The sequence below is a fragment of the Psychrobacter fozii genome (genome assembly GCF_003217155.1).
Lineage (GTDB): Bacteria > Pseudomonadota > Gammaproteobacteria > Pseudomonadales > Moraxellaceae > Psychrobacter > Psychrobacter fozii.
On record NZ_QJSU01000001.1, the window covers coordinates 606,288 to 629,340 of the forward strand.

The following is a 23,053-nucleotide window of genomic DNA, read 5'->3' on the forward strand; positions in this document are numbered from 1 at the left end:
TAAGAGTAAGTTTGCACTTAAATACAGCTCAAATACCCAACTCTGCCGCTTTTGTAAAACGAATATCACTATATTCGCATTGGCATAATGACATACTGATGGAATTCATCATTCAGTTGATTGACTAGCACTGAAGCGTTTGATTGGCTCATATGCATTTGCAAATCACCTTGGATAACGCCCAGTACATCTTGTAAGTAAGCAGCGTTAAACGATAGCTCCATGGGCTCACCTTGATACTTAGCTTGTATCATTTCCACCGCTTCGTCTTGCTCAGCATTATTAGCACGTACTTCTACCATACCGTCACTGGCAAAGTTAAAGACCACACCGCGAGATTTTTCATTACTCAAAATCGCAACACGACGTAGCACATCAGTCATTTTTTCTTGATTAAACAACGCCAGCTTATCCGTATTACTTGGCATGACACGGCGATAATCTGGGAACTTACCATCGATCAGGCGTGCCGTAAAAGTGACCATTAAATTATCACTCACCTGCCCTGCACTATCAACATCACCGAACGGTAAGCTGACTTGCAAAAATTCACGACCAAAGCTTAACGTAACTGGGTTATCTTTATCTCCGAGCATTTTACCAAGCTCAGAAGCCAAGCGCTCAAGCTCAATGACAGCTTTGCGTGGCAAGATAGCCTGCATATTCAGATCAGCACTCACATCGATAACACTACGCGCTAAAGCCAATCTATGCCCATCAGTTGCAACCGTGGTTAGCTGCTGCTGTGATACATCAAACAACATGCCAGTTAGATAATAACGCACATCTTGAATGGCCATCGCAAACTGAGTTTTGTGGATCAAATCAGTAAGGCGGCTACGGCTGATGATTAATGGTGTGATGTTTTCTGGATTACCCAAGCTTGGATAGTCTTCGGCTGGCAATGTACCTAATGTAAAACGGCTTTTACCGCTAGTCAGTAGGCAACGTTCATTCTCTTGAGTCGCCAGATTGACTTGCGCCTGTGCTGGTAATGATTTGCAAATATCTTTCAGCTTCGTCGCAGGTAAAGTTGTTGTCCCAGCTTCAACACAAGCACCTGCAGGCAATTTCAACGTCGAGGTCAACTCTACTTCTAAATCAGAAGCTGTCAAAACAAGCGCTGACTCAGACAACTGTAGCTTAATATTGCCTAAAATAACCATGTTATGGCGTTTATCAGCAGCCTTGGCGATCAAGTTAATGGCTTTTAGTAACGACTCTCGATTAATCGATAATTGCATGCTTAGTTACTCTTATTTAAATGACTGTATTTTTATCAATTCAGAACAATAGCTTAGGCTTAATAATACCTTGTCTACTGACTATAATCCATTAGCTATCTGTGTGCATATATCGTCAATATTATAAACCATATCATCCTACTAAAACATAGTGATACTGTGGCCTACTAACCTGCTTGCAACATTAGCGCTAGGGTCTTGTAATCCTTATCAAACGCAGGATCTGCGGCTCGTAGTTCATTAACTTTATCACAAGCATGCATCACCGTTGTGTGATCACGTCCACCAAATGACTGACCAATCTCAGGAAAACTATCTCCCGTCAATTCACGTGATAGTGCCATCGCAATTTGGCGAGGTCTAGCAATACTGCGCGTGCGCTTACGACCCATCATATCTTTGATAGTCACATCATAGTATTCAGCGACTACTTTACGAATATTATCCATATTAACGGCTTGTACGCGCATTGCAACGATGTCTTTTAGCGCATATTGCACCATCTCAAGCGTTATTTGTGCGCCAGTTAAGTTAGCATTAGCAAATACTTGATTTAGCGCACCTTCTAGACGCCTGACATTAGACACCACATTTTGTGCAATGAATAGCGCACATTCTTTAGGCAAAATCATGCCGTATGAGGCTGCCTTTTTTTGCAAAATTTGCACACGAGTATCAATCTCAGGTGGATCAACTGCTACGGTCAAACCCCAAGAGAATCTCGATCTAAAACGCTCGTCAAACTCAGTCATTTGTGATGGATGACGATCAGAGGCCAAAATGAGTTGTTTATCACCACTAGTAAAATCTGCAAACAATGTCAAAAACTCGTTACTACTTTTGGTCTTTCCAGCTAATACATGAATATCATCTACAATTAATAAATCTACTTTTTTAATTTTCTTTTTAAAATCTTCTATTTTATTATTTCTTAAAGAATAAACCAATTGATTAATAAATTTTTCAGAAGTGAAATAATAAAAACTTTGATTATTTTTTAAATAGCGATGTGCTACAGAATGCATTAAATGCGTTTTTCCCAAACCAGAAGGGCCATATATAAATAGAGGATTGTGACGATTTTTCGACTGACGTTTACCAAGCTCATAACAAGCTTTGTAAGCAAGGTTGTTAGACTTACCCGTCACGAATGTTTCAAAAGTAAACTCAGGATTAAGATAACTAAGTGACTTAGCATCAGCAGAATCAACCAGTTCTGCATGACGCATATTGGCATCAATATCCGCTTTCGCATTATTGTGATGGATCGTCTCAAAATTATGTTCTGCTGGGGGAGGGGAGGGCTTATCTTCTGCAAATAAAGACCCTGACTGCGGTTGGTTATCATCGATATCACGACCTGCATTATCAACACGTACGATAACCTCTTCAATACTTCCTTGGCTATGCTTGGCGACCAATTGCTGGATATCTTGTAAATGGTTCTTTTTAATATAAGTGACAAAATAATCGTTAGGGGCAAGTATGATAAGGGTTTGAGCCTCTTGATGGGCTGATAATGGTCTCAACCACATAGTAAATACATTGTCTTTTACGTTATAGCGTAAATCGTTTAAGCATTTATCCCAAATATTTGCTGTGTCTATCATGAAAAGTACTAACCCTATAATTTGAAATAACAGATATCTCAACGGTATAAATCGCTATTAGAGCACTAATGCAGTGCCTACTTGCTATACCAAAGAGAGTCACTGTAAACCGAGTAAAACTACACGTCGAGTAGGTAGCTAATTTAACACAGTTACCCTGTGGATAAAACCTTGTTTTTTGGGGATAAGACTGTGGATAGTTTTGTGGACAACTTCGAACCTTGAGTTATCCATATTTAACCCACAGGTTATCAACAGGTTTACCCATAGCCTAGTATTTTGATTATAAAAAGAAAATTAGAGTTAACCACAGATAATAGAGCTCCCAATAACAACAATACTTATATATATTAATAGTTAATTACTATAGAGTTCGAGACAAACTGTGGATAACTTTTAAATGTTAATTTCAGAAACTAGGTTTACTGAACAGTTAAACTAATGCTAGTTATTTCTACTTATCAAAAATCAGCTACTAAAAACTTGCTTCTGACAATAGTAATTTTTACTTGTATAAATACTGATTAAATTAGTTCATTGACCAAGACAGTATCTGGTGGTATAATCCTCCGTTATTACGAATTTAGTCCATTATTTTGATAGGTGAGTTATGAAACGTACATTCCAACCAAGCGTAATCAAGCGTAAACGTACTCACGGTTTCCGTGCTCGTATGGCAACTAAAAAAGGCCGTCAGGTCTTAGCTCGTCGCCGCGCTAAAGGACGTCATCGCCTTACTGTATAATCAGTAGATTGCGATAAGCATGGCTAATTGTGCTTGTTGTGTCTATATTATGCATAGATTGCGATAGTCAATCATCACAACTGACACTTAGCCATATATTAAAAGCGCCCAAATAGGCGCTTTTTTTGTCTCTATATTTTACTATTATTTCCAATCTTGCTATTAGCTCTTATACTAGGTCTTAATATGCCAAATACTGTTTCAGCTACACCTACCGCCCATTTCACTAAAGAGCAGCGACTGCTAACACCAGCGGCTTTTCGTGAGGTGTTTGATGCGCCTGAACGTAAGATTCACCAAAGTCATTTGATGGCCTTTGTACGTACTAATACTCATGATAAACCGAGAGTTGGTATGGCTATTACAAAGCGCAAAGTACCTACTGCAGTCGCTCGAAATCTAATTAAACGTCAAATACGTGAACAGTTTCGATCAAAGGCTTTTAAAACAGAAAGTAAAGACATTGTTTTTATTGTTAAGAAATCAATAAAAGATATAGATAAAAAAGAATTAAAAAATCAAATAAGTAATATTTTTAAAAAAATAGAAATAAAATAAAATGAATTTTTTTATAAAAACTAATAAAGTTATTTTTTATAAATTTTTATTAAATGTAATTATTTTTTATCAAAAAATAATTAGCCCAATAATACCTGCTCGTTGTAGATATTATCCAACTTGTTCAAATTACGGTAAACAGGCTTTGATGTGGCACGGTGTCCGAGCTGGTAGTTGGCTACTGTTAAAACGTATTGGCAGATGTCACCCTCTAGGTGGGCATGGCATTGATTTCGTGCCACTACCTTTAGCTTCTTACCAATATAGTTACGTATCTTTTGCTTGCTTACCACATATAAACGTTCAAGGATTGGGTGTTTATCGAGATAGCAAAAGCTATGTTTCACGCCTTAATCATTTAATGACGTTAGGATCGAAGTGAATATCGATTGGCTTTGATATAAAGACCAAGGAGTTACCCACAAGTTATCCACACTCTTGGTATCATTTAAGGCTGATTTTTAGTAAAATAATGCACATTTTATGTAAATGACTCGCAATACTGTTGTTAAACATCAGGACAGCCGTGCTGTAGAGTCATGACACATGCCCTAATTTTTCATTCCCTAATTTTTTAATCTAGGAAAGGTTTATGCAAAAGATATTTCGGGTGATGATCATCATTGCGATGCTAATCACCGCTTATCTGCTGATTTTGGCATGGCGAGATGATTATGCCGATGCACCAGCGGTAGATGTGCTGCCAGAAACGACCACTTCAGTGGGTGCTGACATTCCATCTTCGACCGGTGCAGCAGGTGATATTCCGGCACAGACACAACCTGTCGATAGCGACACAGTGACTGCGACCCCTACTCCTGCTAAAGACACAGGTCTAATCACGGTTACGACCGATCGCTATGATATAAAAATCAATCCAGAAGGCGGCGATATTGTTTATGCTGCTCTTAAGCAATATAACGCGAAGCTCGATAGCGATAAGCCTTTCGTATTGCTAGAAAATAATAGCAATCGTGTATACGTGGCTCAGTCTGGTTTAATTGGTCAAGATGGTATTGATACGGCAGAAGGTCGTGCCAATTACAGTCATACTGCCAATAATTATGTAATGGAAGAAGGGCAGCAAACACTGTCTGTACCGCTAACTTACAAAAAAGATGGCGTGACAATTACCAAGACCTTCACCTTTACTGAAAGTAAGTATCCGATTGATATTAGCTATCAAATTCAGAATACCTCTACCAATGCTTGGCAAGGTCAGATGTTTGCGCAGTTAAAGCGTGATGACAGTAAAGACCCTGGTACGTCTGACAAAGGCGCATTGAGCATGGCTACTTATTTGGGCGGTGCTTGGGGTACTCCTGACGATCCTTATAATAAGCTGAAGTTTGGTGACTTTAGTGATGGCGAGTTGACGACGACCAGTGATAAAGGTTGGGTTGGCATCGTGCAGCATTACTTTGTGTCTGCATGGACGCCTGAAAACTTTACCGGTAATTTCTTTAGCCGTGAAACGGGTGATGATTACTTTATTGGTTTTAATAGTCAGCCTATTAATGTAGCACCAAACAAGCAGTTGACGTTGAATGCCACGTTATATGCTGGTCCAAAAGTACAGTCTGAACTCAAAGAAGTTTCGGTAGGACTCAACAAAACGGTCGATTATGGTCTGTTATGGCCAATATCTAAGATCTTGTTTGCTATCTTGGATGGTATTCACAAAATCATCGGTAACTGGGGTTGGTCAATTATTCTATTGACGGTTTTAGTTAAAATTGCCTTGATGTGGTTCTCTAACAAGAGCTATTACTCAATGGCAAAAATGCGAGCTATCGGACCGAAACTCAAAGCGCTCAAAGAAGAGCATGGCGACGATCGTATGAAGATGTCGCAAGAGATGATGGCCATTTATAAAGAAGAGAAAGTCAATCCAATGGCGGGTTGTTTGCCTATTCTGATGCAAATGCCGATCTTCTTGGCGTTATATTGGGTGCTGGTCGAAAGTGTTGAGCTGCGCCACGCTCCTTGGATCTTATGGATTCAAGATTTGTCATCGATGGATCCATGGTTTATTTTGCCGCTACTAATGGGCGCATCCATGTTTATTCAGCAACAGCTTAATCCGCAACCAGCTGATCCAATGCAAGCAAAGGTTATGAAGTTCTTACCGATTATCTTTACTGCATTCATGCTGTTCTTCCCAGCGGGTCTGGTTCTATACTGGACTGTGAACAACTTGTTTAGTATGACTCAGCAATATATCGTCAATAAAAAAGTTGAAGAAGAGCAAAAGCGCCGTACTGTGAAAGTACTGGACTAACTAGCTCTAGCTTATGAATTGATAGAAAACCATCGCTACGGCGGTGGTTTTTTTATGCGTGGCACATATCTATCGCCTTTAACTTATTCTCAATAAAAAATAAAAGAAACGTGCCACATGCTTAAAGTATCACTATGTAAAGTTTGCTTTGTCAGTCTGTGCTGAGGCGTCTATAATGGGGTTTTCAGTTATTGAGAGTTATAGTGGATTCCCTAGAAAACGCGTCAACCTCGCATCACTCATCTGATAAACCTAGCTCGGCTGGATTGGCTACGATTGCAGCCATTGCAACACCGCTTGGCCGTGGTGGTGTCGGCGTTATACGTTTGTCAGGTGTGCGTGCGTATGATATGGCCTGTGCCTTAACAGGTAAGTCTGCCTTTACGCCACGTATGGCCAGTTTTTGCCGATTTTATCAGGCTGATGGCACAGTGATTGATGAAGGTTTGGTGCTGTATTTCAAAGGTCCACATTCATTCACCGGTGAAGATGTGATTGAGCTGCAAGGGCATGGTGGCATGATTTTGCAAAACCAATTGCTAGCTCGTGTGTTTGAGTTGGGTGCAAAACAAGCCAGTGCAGGGGAGTTCTCTTATAGAGCTTTTGATAATGACAAATTAGATTTGGTTCAAGCAGAGGCGATTGCTGATGCGATCGATGCGACCAGTGCGGCGGCAGCTAGTAGTGCTATTCGCTCTCTCAGTGGTGAGTTTTCACAAAAAATTAATCAACTGTTAGAGCAACTTATTCATCTGCGCTTGCACGTTGAAGCGGCTATTGATTTTCCTGATGAAGAGGACGTAGACTTTTTATCTGATGGTGTGATACAAAATAAGCTTGAGCAAACACAAGAAAAAATACAACAAGTACTGGCAACGGCAAAACAAGGCCAGCTGCTACGTGATGGTATTCATGTGGTACTAGCAGGTAGACCAAATGCAGGGAAATCAAGCCTACTCAATCGTCTAGCGGGTCAGGAGAGGGCTATCGTTACTGACGTAGCAGGGACTACTCGTGATACGCTGCAAGAGACAGTAGTTCTCAATGGGCTCACACTTCATTTAACTGATACGGCAGGTCTACGTGACACAGAAGACACGGTAGAGCGTATTGGTATTGAGCGTGCACGCACGGCCATTACTCAGGCTGATATGCTACTCATGGTCTATGATGTCACCCGTGATCTTGAGGAAGAAAGTACACCGCTACAGCTTGCAAAGCAATTATTTGGCGAGTTGCCAGAGGCCAAACGTTTATTAATCATTGCTAATAAAAGCGACTTATTTAACGACAGTAAGCGCGAGCAAGCTATTTCCACTTCGCAATCTGAAATAGAAAGTCGTGGCTATGAACAAGTGAATGTTTCATGTGAAACAGGCATTGGCATCGATAATTTGGTCGAAACATTGTGTGCTAAAGTGGGTTTTCATCCACCAGAAAACAGTCTCATTGCTCGTACAAGACATTTAGATGCGCTTAGGCGGACGGCTGATAATCTGGTCGAAGCGCACGAACAATTAACGGTCTTTCAAGCAGGAGAGTTAGTCGCTGAAAGCTTACATCAAGCACAGCGCAGTCTGGGCGAAATTACGGGCGAATTTAGCGCTGATGACTTGTTGGGCAAGATATTTGGTAGCTTCTGTATTGGCAAATAATAGAGTATTACTATGATGTACTCATCTAACATGGGTCTCATAAATAAAGACTTTGACTCTCAATGTTAAAACAAGGAAAATGCGATGCACTGTCCGTATTGTAATGCGTCAGAGACTAAGGTTATTGACTCGCGTCTTGCTGCGGAAGGTGCGCAAGTTCGCCGCCGCCGCTCATGCAATAGCTGCCAAGAGCGTTTCACTACCTTTGAGATGGTCGAAGTCGTGATGCCAAGAATTATCAAATCAAGTGGCAAGATTGAGCCTTATGATAATGAAAAATTGCGTCGCTCTATTTTATTGCCTTTGCAAAAGCGTCCTATCACAATTGATGAGCAAGAGGCGATGATTAGCCGAATTGAGAAACGTGTTAGACAAATGGGTGAGCGTGAGATTAGTAGTAAAGTCTTAGGTGAAATAATCATGAGTGAACTCAAAACACTAGATGATGTCGCTTATGTGCGCTTTGCTAGTGTCTATCGGGACTTTCAAGATATTGATGCTTTTCATCAAGAAATTGCGAATATCCGCCCAAATGAAAAACAATCGAACGAAACTGATAAATAAGTCATAGTTACTCTATTAATCAGGTCTCAAACACTTACTTTCTTATATAGAACCCTCAATTATTGATTAAGTCTACTGCTATGTCTATTCAAAACCATGCTCAAGATGCACAAGATCGCTACTTTATGATGCTTGCTATTGAGCAGGCAAAGCAAGGTTTGTATACCACAAGGCCTAATCCTGCAGTAGGCTGTGTCATTGTCCAAGCAGGAGAAGTAGTCGGGCAAGGATTTCATCCCAAAGCAGGTGAGCCTCACGCAGAAGTATTTGCGCTCAAAGAAGCAGGTATGAAGGCAGTAGGAGCCACAGCTTATGTAACTTTAGAGCCTTGTAGTCATACAGGGCGTACACCACCTTGCGCATTGGGTCTTATTAATGCGGGTATAAAGCGTGTTGTAATAGCAGGCCTCGACCCTAATCCACAGGTTGCTGGACGTGGTATAACGTTGTTAGAGCAGGCTAGTATTGAAGTTATAGTTGGTGTGCTGACAGCGCAAGCAGAAGCCTTAAATCGCGGGTTTTTAAAGGCGATGCGTACTCAAATGCCGTATGTACGACTGAAAATAGCAACCAGCCTTGATGGTCGCACAGCGATGGCGTCTGGTGAGTCAAAATGGATTACCTCAGCCGCCGCCCGTGAAGACGTACAGAAACTACGCGCACAAAGTGGTGCGATTATTACGGGTAGTGAAACGGTTATTGCAGACGATCCACAGCTTAATGTACGTTCTAGCCAATTAGGTGTGCCACCTGAGCAAGTGCCAGCACCTATCGTAGTGGTGCTCGATAGACGTCAACGGCTAGCGCATAGTCCAGAGTCTAGTCATCAGTTATGTCGTCGTCCAAATACGCTATATTGGCGTGAAGACGACTTGACTGCATTACTGAAAAATTTGGTCAGTGAGCATCGGTGTTATGACGTGTTAGTAGAGGCTGGTGCTAGCGTCGCTGGTAGCTTTTTAAGCCAACAATTGGTGGATAAATTAATCGTCTATCAAGCACCCTGTTTATTGGGCGCACAGGCCAAACCGATGGTCGAGTTCAGTCCGCTGTCTTTAGCAGAGCAGCTACGTTTTAGTGTTAGTAGCCATGAACGGGTAGGCTCTGATCTTAAGTTAACGTTGTTACCTCTATAAGCCATTGAGTATAAAGGGTTTATCTATAATTTATATCTGGTGTGGGCTAAATGTGGATAAGTAATGTTATATAACTTAGGTTTCACATGAAACTGTGTATAACTTCGTTTCACATGAAACTTATATTATGCGTCTCCACACAATAATATTAATAAAAGTAATTAAATCAATAACTTAAACTTAATTTATAAGTAGCTTGTTCTATTCTTGAATTTTATTTTCCTGTGGATAACTTGTTATTATCGAGGGTTTTTGGCTTACTAAAGGTTGATTTATCATTACTTATCCACAAGTTATCCCATAATGAGCATAGAATTAGCTTAGGTTTCACTAAAAATTTAGTTTGGACAAACACTACCAAAATACGAATGAATTAAAATATATTGTCGATAACGGCAATATTACAAAGAGATGAGGCCAATATGTTTACTGGAATTATAGAGAGTGTGGGAAAAGTAAAATCTATGCAGCCTACGGGCGGTGATATACGTTTGACAATAGAATCTAATGATTTAGATTTCAGTGATGTGAAACTGGGAGACTCTATTGCCTCAAATGGCATTTGTCTGACGGTGGTAGAGTTCGGTAGCAATCATTATTCTGTTGACGTTTCACGTGAGACTATCGCTCGTACAGCATTAGAGACATTAAAACCCGGTCATATTGTCAATCTAGAAAAAGCCATGCTACCAACAACACGTTTCGGTGGTCACATTGTGGCTGGTCACGTGGATGGCGTTGGGGTAGTAAGCAAGATACAACAAGATGCACGCTCTATCTATATTGAAATCGAAATACCACAAGAGCTGGCACATTACACAGCGACTAAAGGCTCTATTACGATTGATGGCATTAGCCTGACAACCAACCTTGTACGTGACAATATTGTTTCTTTAAATATTATTCCACATACGGCTCAAGTAACCAATATCGCTAAACATTGGCTGGTTGGAAACAAAGTTAATATCGAAGTGGACATCGTTGCACGCTATTTAGAGCGTTTATTAAATAAGTCGCAAACGGGCGGTATGAATGCGCCAAGTCCACAAAGTCAGATTACGGAAGCTTTCTTAGCAGATAATGGCTTTATGAAGTAATCGCTAACCATATAAAAATAAGTATTTGAGCAATTGAGTAGCTGTCTAATAACATACTACTCAGTTGCAATTAGCGTGATTTTTATGCTTCTATCAAGCGCTCTAACACTGCTTCTAATTCTTTCTTATTAATCGGTTTAGATAGAAAATCATCCATTCCTACGTGCATACAAGCATCACGATCTTCTTGTGCATTGTTTGCCGTCAGCGCCACGATAGGAATATCGTCATCTTGCGCACGGATAGCACGAGTAGCCTGCAACCCATCCATGACAGGCATTCTACAATCCATCAAGATAAGGGAAATATCCTGACGCTGCTCTTTCAGTTTGTGTAATGCTTGCTGACCATCTTCTGCGACAACACTACGATAGCCCAGTTTACTCAATATTTTGCAGGTTATTTTCTGATTGGTTGGACTGTCTTCTGCTACCAAAATAAGTGGTGATAGAGTTTCGTCTTTTGGTTTAGCTGTGTCTATTGGTTGTTGGTTACTCTCTTTTTCACAGCTGATAGGTGCTGTAAGCTTTTTCCTAGCTGATATCGTTAAGCGCAGCAATTCAGAAACCAGTAAGTTAGCATCTAGTGGTTTGGTTAAAAAGCCATCATATTTGTCTAACAATACAGATGGAATATGACGTTCAGGCTTCATGCTAAATAATAGTTTTGGTAATAAAGGCGTCGCTAGCAAGTCGTTCAAAGCCTGAAGCTTATCGCTATTATTGAGTGTTTTATATTTCCAATCTATTTGCTTCTCTACTATATCTGTTTGTATATTTTGAGAGTTGTTATCATTATCAGTTAAAGTGATGGTTTTGTAGTACTCGTAATCCAATAATAGGATAGGCGTGAGCATCTGCTCGTTCTGTATTAATGTATTTGTTAATTGCCTCAAGGTGACTAAGTCTACTGCGGTATGAATAGTCATCGGGATGGCTAAGTGTTTGCACAAGCGCTGTAAATTTTCAGCAACAAGAGGTTGCTCGATGACAGCGATGAGGTGGATGCCACTTAAATGTTGATTCTGATGATATACCGGCTGATAGTTAGGACGGCGGCAAGGGAGGTAAACATTAAATATGCTCTCCTTGCCTATCGTACTTTTCAACTCGATAAAACCACCTAATAATTGTGCAAAGCTATTGGCATTATCTAACCCTGTGCCTGCTTGCTCAGTAGCTTGAGTTGGTTTGTTATTATCTAGATTGGTTTCTTGATTAAAAACAGTGATGAGCTGATTTTTTTTATCAGCATCAATGCCAACCCCTGTATCTTTTATACTGAAATGAACCCAGTGGGAAGCCTGAGTAGGTACCATCGTATTATGGGTAGGAAGTATACGATCGCTATTTATGCGTTTGATTTGCTCTTCTGTGACGCGATCTATCGTGAGTGCGACATAGCCTGAAGTTGTAAATTTTATGGCATTTTTTAATAAGTCTAATAGGATGTGACGTAGACGAACGTCATCAGTATCAATGTAACGTGGGCAGTCTGGTGCAAAGAAGTAAATTAACTCCAATCCCTGCTGTTTTATGTCATTGATGACTAGACTATTAACTTCCTTAGTCAGTTGATAAATATCAACAGGTTCAATACTCAGTCGACTTTTTCTAACTTCAATATTGCCAATATGCAGCGTATCGTTGAGTACGGTTAGCATGTTTTGGCTGGTTTTTATCAGAGTATCTAACGTCTTATTCTGCCTAGCATCCAGTCTCTTGGGATCGATAGGCTCAAGAGTATCGATCATTGCCTCTATCGGTACACGCAGCTTATGACCGATAACAAGGCGAAGCTTATAGAATTCGTCAAGCTTAGATTTCAGCTGTTTGTTTTTTTGCTGCAATTGCTCGTTTTGCTTAACGATTTCATTGATGTTGTTAAAAATCACTGTAAAGCCATGAACTTGTCCGTGTTCACCGAACCATGGCGTGATATTCAATTGATAGGCTTGCTTATCCTCTAATCCATAAACATTCAATGTGCGAGTGACACGTAGATTAGACAGTGATTGTAATAGCAGCTGGGTAGACTCATCCTTACCTGCGACGAAGTCTATTAGCTCATAGTTTTTATTACTCTCAGGAGGACAAGTAAATACTTGGTCAAAACGTTGATTACAAAAGCTAATCTGACCGTGACGCATAATCATAATCATCGGCAGTGGTGCTTGGTTTACCAAACGTTCAAGACGGTGTGTTAGGGTTTTTATACGGCGATAGTTACTGTGTAGTTGGTAGCTGACACGGCTCAGCGCATGACCTAAACGCAAGAACTCAGGCGTGGATTTTTTATATAGAAAAGGTGGTGTGCTATAAACTTCTTGTTTATGACTGTTTAGGCTGTCGGTATAACTTATTAGCTGTTCCCAATTGATACGACGGTTGAACATGTAAAGCAAAGCGATGATAAAAAGTACAATCGCTGTCATTAGCGGCAACCAATAGCGGTAAGATATCCAGTCAATGATAAGCGGTTTATGACGTAATATAATATAAATTTGATGACCACTTTTGAGCTTGATGGTGCCTGTCAAGTTACGGCTGTTAAGCTTATAGGCGCTATGACTACTGTTATCAGGAGGTGACGATGTAATAGTGGGAAAGCTGACAGTAGGGAAAGCACGCTCATCTGGACGGGTATAGCGGTGAATATAAGTCTGACCAGATGGCATCATAAACACCAACTGATAGCTGATACCTTCAAAGGCAAGCTGCTTCAAAAATCTGTCAATTTCAGGGTTTAGTGGGCCTGCATGCTCAGTGATTTCATGTTGTAATGAGTAAAAGGTATTGATACTTTGTTGTTCACTGTTTGTCTTTATTTCGTGAAAAAGCGTAAAGTAATACAGTACTAGCATCACTAGCAACGTCAGTGCATAAAATATAAGTAAGCGCTTTAAGGACTGAAATTGTTGCATGAAAACGTGGTCCTATATCGACACGAAAAAACATAGTGAGTGAATCGTAAGTTTGAATCAGTAGGTAGCTTGCTTAATTCCTTATGGTTTTAAGTTCTTTAACTATTATAAAGATAAACGGCGTCATTAGTAACGCCGCATTGCTACAGTTACAATCATGGCACAACGTTGTAAACTCACCTATAATGAGCAACTTAACCCTATATAATGCATGATTATGACTACAATTGCTTCTACCTCAGATATATCTACGCTATCTATTCCCCATAATCCTCTATCTACTGGCCGATTGAGGGTGGTATTTGCGGGGACGCCTGAGTTTGCAGCGATTAGTCTGGAGTCACTAATCAGTCAGCAAGATGTACTGGATATAGAGATTGTGGCGGTGTACACACAGCCTGATCGCAAAGCAGGTCGTGGCCAAAAGCTGGCGGCTTCTGCGGTCAAAGAGGTTGCACTCGCGAACGATATCCCTGTAGAGCAACCACTCACTTTTAAAAAATCCAGTACAGAAGGGTTGGCTGCTAGGCAGACTCTGCGCAGTTACCAGCCTGATGTCATGATTGTCGCCGCTTACGGGTTGATTTTACCTGTCGGCGTATTAGAGATGCCTATTCATGGTTGCTTAAATATCCATGCCTCACTATTACCGCGTTGGCGCGGTGCGGCACCGATACACCGTGCACTCTTAGCCGGAGATGATGAGACGGGTATTACCATTATGCAGATGGACAAAGGCTTGGATACAGGCGACATGATTTATAAAGTCAGCGCTAGTATTGATCTTATTGATACTGCTGCCAGTCTACACGATAAAATGGCTGCGCTTGGTGCGACAGCCATCAGTACGGTGCTAAAAGACTTATCTACTTATCAAGCGCAAGCTATCGCTCAAGATGATAGTCAAGCCAACTATGCTGAAAAGCTGGTCAAAACGGAAGGCGAAGTTGACTGGTCACAGCCTGCTGCTGCTATTGAACGCCAAATCCGAGGGCTGACCCCATGGCCAGGTGCTTATACTTTTCTTGCAGGACAACGTGTCAAAGTGTTGGCGAGTTTGCCTGTGAATGCCTCTCAGCAAACTAATGAACCTGCTGGAACTGTTATCAGTGTCGGACGAAAAGCGATTTTAGTGGCTTGTGGCAAAGACAGTGATACCGAGTCATCGGCCACGACTTTAGCCATAACTCACTTGCAGTTTGCAGGTGGTAAGCCCATGACGGCCGAACAAGTTTGCCACGGCAACCAATTAAATGACGGCGATCAATTTACGACAGAATCAAAATAACTGAACCTAACTTAATGATAGTTAACCCTATCTGCACAAGACGCTATCAATGATACGTCAAGGAAATGAAATTTAATGAGACAAAACATTACTGCGCCTAGAAACAATAAGCTCAAACCATCAAGCAACCTTATTATGAATGGTAGCGTACGCGTACGTGTGATTCGTACCTTACTGGCCATTCAAAACGGTCAGTCGCTCTCAAGCGTCCTTGATCCACTGCTAAACAGTCTACACGATGGTGACAAAGGTTTTGCACATGCGCTACTGCTTACGACATTGCGTCAATGGCACGCGCTGGCACGGTTGCTCGATAGCTTAGCGGATAACCCTATTGATGAAGTTGAGGTTCGTACGACCATTCAAGTAGGCTTAGTGCAGTTACTGTATTTAGAAGTGGCTGACCATGCTGCAATTCACGAAACCGTTGAAGCTGCAAAAGAAATTGAGTTTGCTCATTCGACTGGTTTGGTGAATGCTATTTTGCGTAAAGTCGCGAAGAATCCAAGTAAATTCCGTAAGAAATGCGATAAAAAGCATAGCCTACCGAATTGGCTCGCTTATCAACTTAAGCAAGACTGGAGCGAGCAGTATGATGAACTGACACAAGGTTTGCGTCAGCCAGCACCGATGTTTTTACGAGTGAATTCGGCGGTTACTTCAGTAGAAGATTATCAGCATGCATTGGACGGGGCAGAAATTGATGCAGATATCGTTGAGCTAACGACTGGCTTTAAGGTAGCGAATTCGTCAGAGTTTGCCGCTGCTACTACTACGCTATCAACCAAAGGTCTTAGACTGCATCAAAGCACTGCCGTCAACGCTTTACCTGATTTTGCTGTAGGGACTGCTAGCGTTCAAGACATGCATGCCCAGCTAGCTGCACCGATTATTAATAAAGCATTGATGGCTAAGCTCATTGCTGAAAGTGCGAATACTGACAGCGACAGTGATGAAAGTAATAATGAGATACACATTTTAGATGCTTGTGCGGCACCTGGTGGTAAATTGGCTCACTGGTTAGAGCTCATAAGCGCTAATGACGAATCATCGTTGTTTCACGTGAAACAAGATAATGCTGAAACGTCACCTGCAATTACTGATATCAAGGTAACAGCTATTGATAATGAAGCACCTCGTATCGAGCGTATTCGTGAGAATTTACAGCGCCTAAATTTGAGTCAGCATGATTTGCAGCAAGCAGATAACAGCATTGCATTGAATATTGTCTGTGCAGATGCGACCAGATGGCAGCATTGGAAAAACAAAAAAGCGGCGACCAATGAACCCGTATTTGATGCGATATTATTGGATTCTCCTTGTACCGCGACTGGCGTGATTCGTCGTCATCCTGATATCAGTATCCTGCGTACCGAAGAAGACATCGAGCAAACGGCACTGTTGCAAGCAGATATCTTGCATAATCTATGGCCACAACTCAAATCTGGTGGTTATCTGCTGTATGTGACGTGCTCTATCTTAAAGCAAGAGAATGTCGAGCAAATGCAGGACTTTATCACTCATCATAATGATGCGGTAGCGATTGAGTTTACCGAAGAATGCAGTTGGGGTATCGAACAAGCGATTGGTCGTCAGTGCTTACCGATTGATAGCGCGAGTGGCGATGGTTTCTATTATGCATTGTTGATGAAGAGTTAAAGTAATAGCATGAACAACCTTTCTATGATTAATATTCAGCAAGGATATAACCCTGAAGTATTTTATTCAGAGCTTATAGTTGATGGTGTATTACTTAGTGAGTGGCTTGCTGAATATATAGATAAAAGTACTCAGTTAAAAAGATTAGGTGTCAAAGAGCTAGGGTTGAGTTTGAATCTAGATTTATATTCCGATACTAAGATTGTTTGGTACTATTTAGGGCAGTTAGGTGATGGTAATGTTAGCTATGTACCATTATTAGTCTGCCCTGAAGATAATGATTTGTCTTGTACCACCATTATCACTGAGCAATATATTATCGATGATAAAGTGGTATGGAAGCGTTTTGGACTGCTTACAGGTTCAATCGAAAAGCAAAACCCAGATGCTATAGATTGGTTTGATACTGTACCTGAATTAACGTTTGCTAAAGATAATTTTGAAAAGGTGTTCAGTCAGTTTATGAGGGATTTTACTGAAGCTTATCAACACCGAGATGAATTTGTAGATATTGATTTTCCAACGAATTTTCGTATTAAATGATACTTATACTGACTGAAGTCACATAAAACTAAGCTTATATAGGATAAACCATGAAATATATCAGTACCCGTGGTCAGACAGCGCCAATGGATTTTAGTGATGTGCTTTTGATGGGTCTTGCCCCAGATGGTGGTTTGATGCTGCCTGAGCATTATCCAAACATCGATAGCACAACGCTTGATGAATGGCGTACGCTCAGCTATCCAAAGCTTGCGATGGCGATTATGCAGCGTTTTGCGACAGATATTCCTGTGGCTGATTTGCAAGATATCATTGAGCGCACTTATACCGCTGATGTATTTGGTAGTGAAGAGATTGTTCCTGTTCGCAAGCTTGAAGATAACTTATATATTCTAGGATTATCAAACGGTCCGACATTGGCATTTAAAGATGTCGCCATGCAGTTTTTGGGTAACGCATTTGAGTATGTGCTTAAGAAAAAAGACGCGCGTATTACGATCATTGGTGCGACCAGTGGTGACACGGGTAGTGCAGCAGAGTATGCGCTGCGCGGCAAAGAAAATATCGAAGTCTTCATGTTGTCACCACATGGCAAGATGAGTGAGTTCCAGCGTGCGCAGATGTATAGTTTGACGGATGCTAATATTCACAATATCGCTATCGATGGTATGTTTGATGATTGTCAGGACATCGTTAAAGCACTTCAGCAAGATGCTGAGTTTAAAGCTGCTTATAACCTAGGTACGGTAAACTCTATCAACTGGGGTCGTATCCTAGCTCAGATTGTTTATTACTTTAAAGCTTACTTTGCGGTCACGACGAGCAACGATGAAAAAGTTAGCTTTAGCATACCATCAGGTAACTTCGGTAATATCTGTGCTGGTCATATCGCTCGTGAAATGGGTCTGCCAATCGACCGTTTGATTGTCGCAACCAATGAAAATGACGTGTTGAATGACTTTTTTAATCAAGGCGCTTATCAGCCGCGTCCGACTGAAAAAACCTATATCACCTCAAGCCCGTCGATGGATATCTCAAAAGCCTCTAACTTTGAGCGTTTTGTTTATCTATTATTAGAGAAAAACAGTGCACGCGTCCATGAGTTATTTGAAGGGGTGAAGTCTGGTCAAGGTTTCGATCTATCTGAGCTAATGGAAGCAGTTAATACTCGCTATGGTTTCGCTGCTGGTAAATCTACCCACAGCGATCGCTTGCAGACCATCAAAGCACTGTATGAGCAACATGGTGAACTGATTGATCCACACACAGCTGACGGTATCAAGGTCGCTAAAGAGTTGCAAAAAGAGGGCGAAATCATTGTTTGTGCAGAAACAGCATTACCTGTTAAGTTTGCGGATACCATCGTTGAAGCTATCGGTCAGATAGATATCGCTCGCCTAGCTCATACCGAAGGATTGGAGAGTTTGCCGCAGCATGTGGTCGTGCTAGACAACAATGCTGAATTGGTCGCTGAGCAAATTCGCCAGCATGTCACCCCGAACCCTGCATAAACCACTGCTAATGGTGAGCTTATATTCAATAGAAAACCTAAAGAAAATATCCACATAAAGGTTACACTATTGTAATAAAGTGTTTATGATTGTGTTATGGTAGATATAATTGTAATATTAGGAACAGCGTCAGCGAGTCATCATTGTGCTAGGCGCTTTTTTAGGAATAAAACCAGTCAACTACACTGAACAGCTGCCCTCTAGGCGTCACAATAAATGCAACTTTAAGTCTATAGTTTTTTTGGATCTTGATGCTGGCTTATTTGCTCAAGTATCGAAAAAAGAGCTTCTAGAAAAATAGACTTAAGTGCGATTTTAATGGCGATAATAGCGGTACATATTGTGGATATAACAATGAAGATGAGCTTAAACAAGATAGCAAAAGCACTGTTACTGACGACATTTAGCAGTGCGATGCTGATGAGCACTGCCCACGCTAACAATCCACCACCCACTCTTAAAGCAGATGCACCCAACCGCTACACTGTCAAAAAAGGTGATACGTTGTGGGATATCTCAGGGCGCTATCTGGACAGTCCATGGCGTTGGAAAGAGATTTGGGCGACCAATAAGCAAATCAAAAACCCCAATCTTATCTATCCTAACGACATTCTTATCTTGTGTGTGATTAAAGGTCAGACGCTCATTGGTGTGGATACAGGTGAAGGTTGTGCTGGGGTTGAAAAGCAACTTACAGGCAACGTGGTTGCTAATAAGGTAACGGTTACGTCAACTGCCAACAGTATTCCTTCTATTCCTCGGTCTGCTATTCAACATTGGCTAGATAAAACAGTCATTGTTAATCCACAAGATTTTAATACGACTCCTTATATACTGGCCTCTAAAAAAGGTAACTTAATCACTGCAACTGGTGACAAGATATATGCTAAAGGTGTGCCGCTTATCATCGGACAGCGCTACGGTATCTATCGTGAAGGCGAGTTATATACTGATCCCACTACAAAAAATATTATTGGCTTAGAAGTCACGCAAGTAGCAACGGGTTTAGTCACATCTACCGAAACCAATGGTGTTACTAGCTTGCAGCTTACCGACAGTTATGGCAAAGAAGTACGTGAAGGTGACCGCGTATTTGTTGAATTGAATAACTCTATTCCACCTGTATTTTATCCAACGCCTGCTAGTACCAGTCGTGGTGGTATGATTGTACGTGTGATGGATTCAATCAGTTCAGCCGCGAAGGGCAGTGTGGTCGCTATTAATCTAGGTAGTACCGAAGGTGCTAAGCCTGGTGATGTCCTGACGGTCTATCAAAAAGGTGCTTTGGTACGTGATATCAAAGATGAAGATACGCCTGTACGTTTGCCAAATGAACAAACTGGTATGGTAATGGTCTTCAATACATTTGATCATATTAGCTATGCTTATGTGCTTAGTTCTGAGCTACCGCTTAATGTCGGTGACCAGTTACTACCACCACCTTATTTATAAGGAAGTAACGAGATTATTGGAAGGCTAACCATTCCAAATCCACCTATAAGAGATAAAGGACTATGACAGCAGTCACTTCTTCTTTAACAGACGATCAGCGCGCCGTACTGGCGCTGTGGTACGAAGTGAATGCGTCATTATCTGCTTATCATAAGCTACTTACTTCCTTTGGAAATGCAGAGCTTGCTTGGCAAGCCAAAGTAGAAGCATGGCGGCAAGCAGGTATTCATCATACTCATCTCAAACGTCATGAACAGCCAGAGCAAACACTTGCCAATATCGATAAAATTCAGCAAGCACTTATAGAGAGACGCTATGGTCTACTATTTGCTGACGAATCTGACTATCCCGCCCAACTCTTACAAATCTATGATCCACCGCCATTACTATTTTATCGTGGCAATCATTCGCGTCTGCATCAAGCACAAATCGCTATCGTCGGAAGCCGAAAACCCACCGCACATGCACAGAAGATCACTTTTGATATTGCGCAATATCTAGCGCAAGCAGGTTATATCATTACCAGTGGTCTTGCTATGGGTGTGGATAAGCGTGCGCATCTGGGTGCACTGGCTCAGACAGATACTGACTATCATGGTCGAACGATTGGAGTGATGGGTACGGGAATTGATGTCAATTATCCCAACCATCATGATCAGTTGTTCGCTCAAATTATCGATCAAGGTGGTTGTATTATCAGTGAGCTATTGCCACATACGCAGCCACACAAGCATACTTTTCCGCGCCGAAATCGGCTGGTAGCTGGATTGAGTCTAGCGACCATTGTGACGGAAGCCACGATTAAAAGTGGCTCGCTTATTACTGCACGCCTCACTTCAGAGCAGGGCAAACAAGTCTTCGCTATTCCAAGTCATATTGACAATACCAATGCTGAAGGCTGTCATCACTTGATACGTGAAGGCGCCACTTTGATTTATCATCCTCAGCAAGTCTTAGAAGATGTCAATGGCCAGTTGACCTATGACCGCCGTTCTTACACACCAGCAGACATACCTCAATCGAATAATAGCCCCTCTCAACAAAATATCGATGCAGAGAAAGGCGCGGTAACCACAGCTGGCCATGCTACCTCATCACCTTCTAATATTAAATCTCCTGCTAGTGCCATCGTAGTACCTGAGCATTTAACCCCTGTTTATGAACAGCTGGATTGGCATGGACAGGATTTAGATGCGCTTATCGTAGCAACTGCGCTTGCACCACCGCAATTGATTGGACAGCTAATGGAACTTGAATTAATGGGTGTTATCAGTGTACAGGGCGGTCGTTATTTACGCGTCTAACGCTAAACTTATCTAACTTTAAACGTTTCTATTTTCCAGTCTCTAACTCATTTAACATAGTAAAAAATTGGCAGCTTTTGAAATTTGTTGTCTGAGCCCAACTTTTTCCTGTGTTATGATTAGCGCCTAATTTTCTATTATCCTAAACCATTTCAGCCATGAACCATCTCACACCTTTCATCACTGATTCTACTCTACAAGCAGCTCAGAGCCTCAAAGAAGGGCAGTTGCTCGCGTACCCGACTGAAAGCGTTTGGGGTATTGGCTGCGACCCTTATGATAAAGCAGCCGTTCAGCGCATTTTGGACATCAAACAACGTCCACAAGCCAAAGGCATGATTGTCATTACCGACAGTGTAGAGCGTTTGGCTCCTTTGCTATCGTCTTTAACGGATGAACAGCGTGACCTTATTCTAAAGAGTTGGCAGACAGATAGTGGCCATAATAACGATGATGGTTTGCAATATAAGCAAGCGCATACTTGGTTATTGCCTATTCCTCAGGCACTGGCTACAGCTATACCCACTTGGATTACTGGCCAGCATCAGACGATAGCAGTAAGAGTCATTGCTCATCCTATTATTCGTCAGCTTTGCCAACAGATGGTCAATGAGCAAAACCCATTTGGCTTGCTTGTTTCAACCAGTTGTAACCCGTCAACGCAATCACCTGCTAAGACTTTCGACGATGCTTATGCGTATTTTGGTGAGCACATCAGCTACTTACAAGCTGATACGCTAGGTTATACTTTGCCCAGTCAAATTCGCGATGCAACGACAGGCTTAATAATTCGTTAGATAGTAGCCGTCATTTAAGCGTAATGAGGCAAGTGACATCATATAAATAATAAGCATTGATTCTATATTTCACTATTGACAGAAATAAAAGAATGGCGCAAGATAAGTTAAGAAACAGCTCAATTAAGAAACAAGCCATATCGCATAAAAAATAAGTGAATAGCCATTATGAAACTAAATCCTGTGACCGAAAAATTTATCTTACATTGGGGTGAGATGGGCTCGCAGTGGGGCGTTAATCGCACCATGTCACAGATTCATGCGTTGTTATTTATCATTGGTAAGCCGCTAAATGCTGAAGAAATTACCGAAACACTTGGCGTGGCTCGTTCTAACGTCTCAAACAGTATCAAAGAGTTGCAGCATTGGGGCTTGGTACAAAAGGTCTCCATATTGGGTGATCGTCGCGATCATTTCACGACCAATACCGACGTTTGGGAGTTAGCACGCATCATTGTGGTCGAACGACAAAAGCGCGAGTTAGAGCCTACGGTGCAGTTTTTACAAGAGCTGATGGACAGTCCTGAATTCGAACACGAAAACAGCGACGTAAAGGCACGCATCCGTGACACCCAAGAGTTCGTTAGTACGCTTACTACGTGGTCTGCTGAGATGCTCAAGCTACCTACCAGTATTCTCAAAAAAGTTCTTAAACTGGGCGCGAGTATTAAAAAAATTCTTCGTTAGTAGCGATAAGTATGATTTAAAATAAAAAATTTGAGTAA

19 protein-coding genes are annotated in these 23,053 nt (G+C 41.4%); 16 read left to right on the forward strand and 3 right to left on the reverse strand.

The window, feature by feature from the left end:
* Positions 1-68: 68 nt before the first annotated feature.
* Both dnaN and dnaA read right to left on the reverse strand, forming a co-directional pair.
* Complete coding sequence (gene dnaN, locus DFP82_RS02540; protein WP_110922142.1) at positions 69-1,244, reverse strand: DNA polymerase III subunit beta; 1,176 nt, start codon at positions 1,242-1,244, stop codon at positions 69-71.
* Between the two features lie 167 nt (positions 1,245-1,411).
* Positions 1,412-2,854 (reverse strand): chromosomal replication initiator protein DnaA, encoded by a 1,443-nt coding sequence (gene dnaA / locus DFP82_RS02545; protein WP_110922143.1) that lies wholly within the window; start codon positions 2,852-2,854, stop codon positions 1,412-1,414.
* A gap of 610 nt (positions 2,855-3,464) precedes the next feature.
* Here dnaA and rpmH point away from each other — a divergent pair.
* From rpmH to DFP82_RS02585, 8 genes are all read left to right on the forward strand, one after another.
* On the forward strand, positions 3,465-3,599 hold the full coding sequence (gene rpmH / locus DFP82_RS02550; RefSeq protein WP_007394757.1) for a 50S ribosomal protein L34: 135 nt from the start codon (positions 3,465-3,467) through the stop codon (positions 3,597-3,599).
* Between the two features lie 186 nt (positions 3,600-3,785).
* Entirely contained in the window at positions 3,786-4,157 is a 372-nt protein-coding gene (rnpA, locus tag DFP82_RS02555; protein WP_110922144.1) for a ribonuclease P protein component, read from the forward strand.
* A gap of 1 nt (position 4,158) precedes the next feature.
* Complete coding sequence (gene yidD / locus DFP82_RS02560) at positions 4,159-4,539, forward strand: membrane protein insertion efficiency factor YidD (protein WP_110922145.1); 381 nt, start codon at positions 4,159-4,161, stop codon at positions 4,537-4,539.
* A gap of 210 nt (positions 4,540-4,749) precedes the next feature.
* Positions 4,750-6,438, forward strand: coding sequence for a membrane protein insertase YidC (gene yidC / locus DFP82_RS02565; protein WP_110922146.1), 1,689 nt, complete (start codon positions 4,750-4,752; stop codon positions 6,436-6,438).
* Between the two features lie 266 nt (positions 6,439-6,704).
* Complete coding sequence (gene mnmE, locus DFP82_RS02570) at positions 6,705-8,093, forward strand: tRNA uridine-5-carboxymethylaminomethyl(34) synthesis GTPase MnmE (RefSeq protein ID WP_110922228.1); 1,389 nt, start codon at positions 6,705-6,707, stop codon at positions 8,091-8,093.
* An 84-nt stretch (positions 8,094-8,177) separates the two neighbouring features.
* Positions 8,178-8,657 carry a transcriptional regulator NrdR gene (nrdR, locus tag DFP82_RS02575; protein ID WP_110922147.1) on the forward strand — a complete coding sequence of 160 codons (480 nt, stop codon included), beginning with the start codon at positions 8,178-8,180 and terminating at the stop codon, positions 8,655-8,657.
* Between the two features lie 80 nt (positions 8,658-8,737).
* The gene (gene ribD, locus DFP82_RS02580; RefSeq protein WP_110922148.1) at positions 8,738-9,793 is read left to right on the forward strand and encodes a bifunctional diaminohydroxyphosphoribosylaminopyrimidine deaminase/5-amino-6-(5-phosphoribosylamino)uracil reductase RibD; all 1,056 of its coding nucleotides are present in this window, start codon (positions 8,738-8,740) and stop codon (positions 9,791-9,793) included.
* 422 nt (positions 9,794-10,215) lie between these two features.
* On the forward strand, positions 10,216-10,890 hold the full coding sequence (locus tag DFP82_RS02585) for a riboflavin synthase (protein ID WP_110922149.1): 675 nt from the start codon (positions 10,216-10,218) through the stop codon (positions 10,888-10,890).
* An 82-nt stretch (positions 10,891-10,972) separates the two neighbouring features.
* On the opposite strand, the gene DFP82_RS02590 is transcribed toward DFP82_RS02585, so the two are convergent.
* Entirely contained in the window at positions 10,973-13,813 is a 2,841-nt protein-coding gene (locus tag DFP82_RS02590) for a response regulator (protein ID WP_110922150.1), read from the reverse strand.
* A gap of 217 nt (positions 13,814-14,030) precedes the next feature.
* Between DFP82_RS02590 and fmt the strand changes: the two genes are divergently transcribed.
* From fmt to DFP82_RS02630, 8 genes are all read left to right on the forward strand, one after another.
* Positions 14,031-15,101: a methionyl-tRNA formyltransferase gene (fmt, locus tag DFP82_RS02595; protein ID WP_110922229.1), complete on the forward strand. Its 1,071-nt coding sequence runs from the start codon at positions 14,031-14,033 to the stop codon at positions 15,099-15,101.
* Positions 15,102-15,176: 75 nt separating this feature from the next.
* The gene (locus DFP82_RS02600; RefSeq protein ID WP_110922151.1) at positions 15,177-16,760 is read left to right on the forward strand and encodes a transcription antitermination factor NusB; all 1,584 of its coding nucleotides are present in this window, start codon (positions 15,177-15,179) and stop codon (positions 16,758-16,760) included.
* Positions 16,761-16,769: 9 nt separating this feature from the next.
* A complete protein-coding gene (locus DFP82_RS14665) occupies positions 16,770-17,303 on the forward strand; it encodes a hypothetical protein (RefSeq protein WP_181416219.1) in 534 nt (177 codons plus the stop codon).
* Between the two features lie 50 nt (positions 17,304-17,353).
* On the forward strand, positions 17,354-18,775 hold the full coding sequence (gene thrC / locus DFP82_RS02610; protein WP_110922152.1) for a threonine synthase: 1,422 nt from the start codon (positions 17,354-17,356) through the stop codon (positions 18,773-18,775).
* 354 nt (positions 18,776-19,129) lie between these two features.
* Positions 19,130-20,227, forward strand: a complete 1,098-nt coding sequence (locus DFP82_RS02615) for a LysM peptidoglycan-binding domain-containing protein (protein ID WP_227680754.1) — start codon at positions 19,130-19,132, stop codon at positions 20,225-20,227.
* Between the two features lie 62 nt (positions 20,228-20,289).
* Complete coding sequence (dprA, locus tag DFP82_RS02620) at positions 20,290-21,531, forward strand: DNA-processing protein DprA (RefSeq protein WP_110922154.1); 1,242 nt, start codon at positions 20,290-20,292, stop codon at positions 21,529-21,531.
* 158 nt (positions 21,532-21,689) lie between these two features.
* Positions 21,690-22,328, forward strand: coding sequence for an L-threonylcarbamoyladenylate synthase (locus DFP82_RS02625; protein WP_110922155.1), 639 nt, complete (start codon positions 21,690-21,692; stop codon positions 22,326-22,328).
* Between the two features lie 168 nt (positions 22,329-22,496).
* The gene (locus DFP82_RS02630; protein ID WP_110922156.1) at positions 22,497-23,015 is read left to right on the forward strand and encodes a GbsR/MarR family transcriptional regulator; all 519 of its coding nucleotides are present in this window, start codon (positions 22,497-22,499) and stop codon (positions 23,013-23,015) included.
* The last annotated feature ends 38 nt before the right edge of the window (positions 23,016-23,053 follow it).

Excerpts from the sequence above, each read along its gene's own strand:
- rpmH (WP_007394757.1), top strand. The coding sequence starts at position 3,465 with ATGAAACGTACATTCCAACCAAGCGTAATCAAGCGTAAACGTACTCAC.
- dnaA (WP_110922143.1), bottom strand. The coding sequence starts at position 2,854 with ATGATAGACACAGCAAATATTTGGGATAAATGCTTAAACGATTTACGC.
- yidD (WP_110922145.1), top strand. The coding sequence starts at position 4,159 with ATGAATTTTTTTATAAAAACTAATAAAGTTATTTTTTATAAATTTTTA.
- dnaN (WP_110922142.1), bottom strand. The coding sequence starts at position 1,244 with ATGCAATTATCGATTAATCGAGAGTCGTTACTAAAAGCCATTAACTTG.
- thrC (WP_110922152.1), top strand. The coding sequence starts at position 17,354 with ATGAAATATATCAGTACCCGTGGTCAGACAGCGCCAATGGATTTTAGT.
- DFP82_RS02585 (WP_110922149.1), top strand. The coding sequence starts at position 10,216 with ATGTTTACTGGAATTATAGAGAGTGTGGGAAAAGTAAAATCTATGCAG.
- DFP82_RS02615 (WP_227680754.1), top strand. The coding sequence starts at position 19,130 with ATGAAGATGAGCTTAAACAAGATAGCAAAAGCACTGTTACTGACGACA.
- yidC (WP_110922146.1), top strand. The coding sequence starts at position 4,750 with ATGCAAAAGATATTTCGGGTGATGATCATCATTGCGATGCTAATCACC.
- nrdR (WP_110922147.1), top strand. The coding sequence starts at position 8,178 with ATGCACTGTCCGTATTGTAATGCGTCAGAGACTAAGGTTATTGACTCG.
- dprA (WP_110922154.1), top strand. The coding sequence starts at position 20,290 with ATGACAGCAGTCACTTCTTCTTTAACAGACGATCAGCGCGCCGTACTG.
- DFP82_RS02600 (WP_110922151.1), top strand. The coding sequence starts at position 15,177 with ATGAGACAAAACATTACTGCGCCTAGAAACAATAAGCTCAAACCATCA.
- DFP82_RS02625 (WP_110922155.1), top strand. The coding sequence starts at position 21,690 with ATGAACCATCTCACACCTTTCATCACTGATTCTACTCTACAAGCAGCT.
- DFP82_RS02630 (WP_110922156.1), top strand. The coding sequence starts at position 22,497 with ATGAAACTAAATCCTGTGACCGAAAAATTTATCTTACATTGGGGTGAG.
- rnpA (WP_110922144.1), top strand. The coding sequence starts at position 3,786 with ATGCCAAATACTGTTTCAGCTACACCTACCGCCCATTTCACTAAAGAG.
- ribD (WP_110922148.1), top strand. The coding sequence starts at position 8,738 with ATGTCTATTCAAAACCATGCTCAAGATGCACAAGATCGCTACTTTATG.
- DFP82_RS14665 (WP_181416219.1), top strand. The coding sequence starts at position 16,770 with ATGAACAACCTTTCTATGATTAATATTCAGCAAGGATATAACCCTGAA.
- fmt (WP_110922229.1), top strand. The coding sequence starts at position 14,031 with ATGACTACAATTGCTTCTACCTCAGATATATCTACGCTATCTATTCCC.
- DFP82_RS02590 (WP_110922150.1), bottom strand. The coding sequence starts at position 13,813 with ATGCAACAATTTCAGTCCTTAAAGCGCTTACTTATATTTTATGCACTG.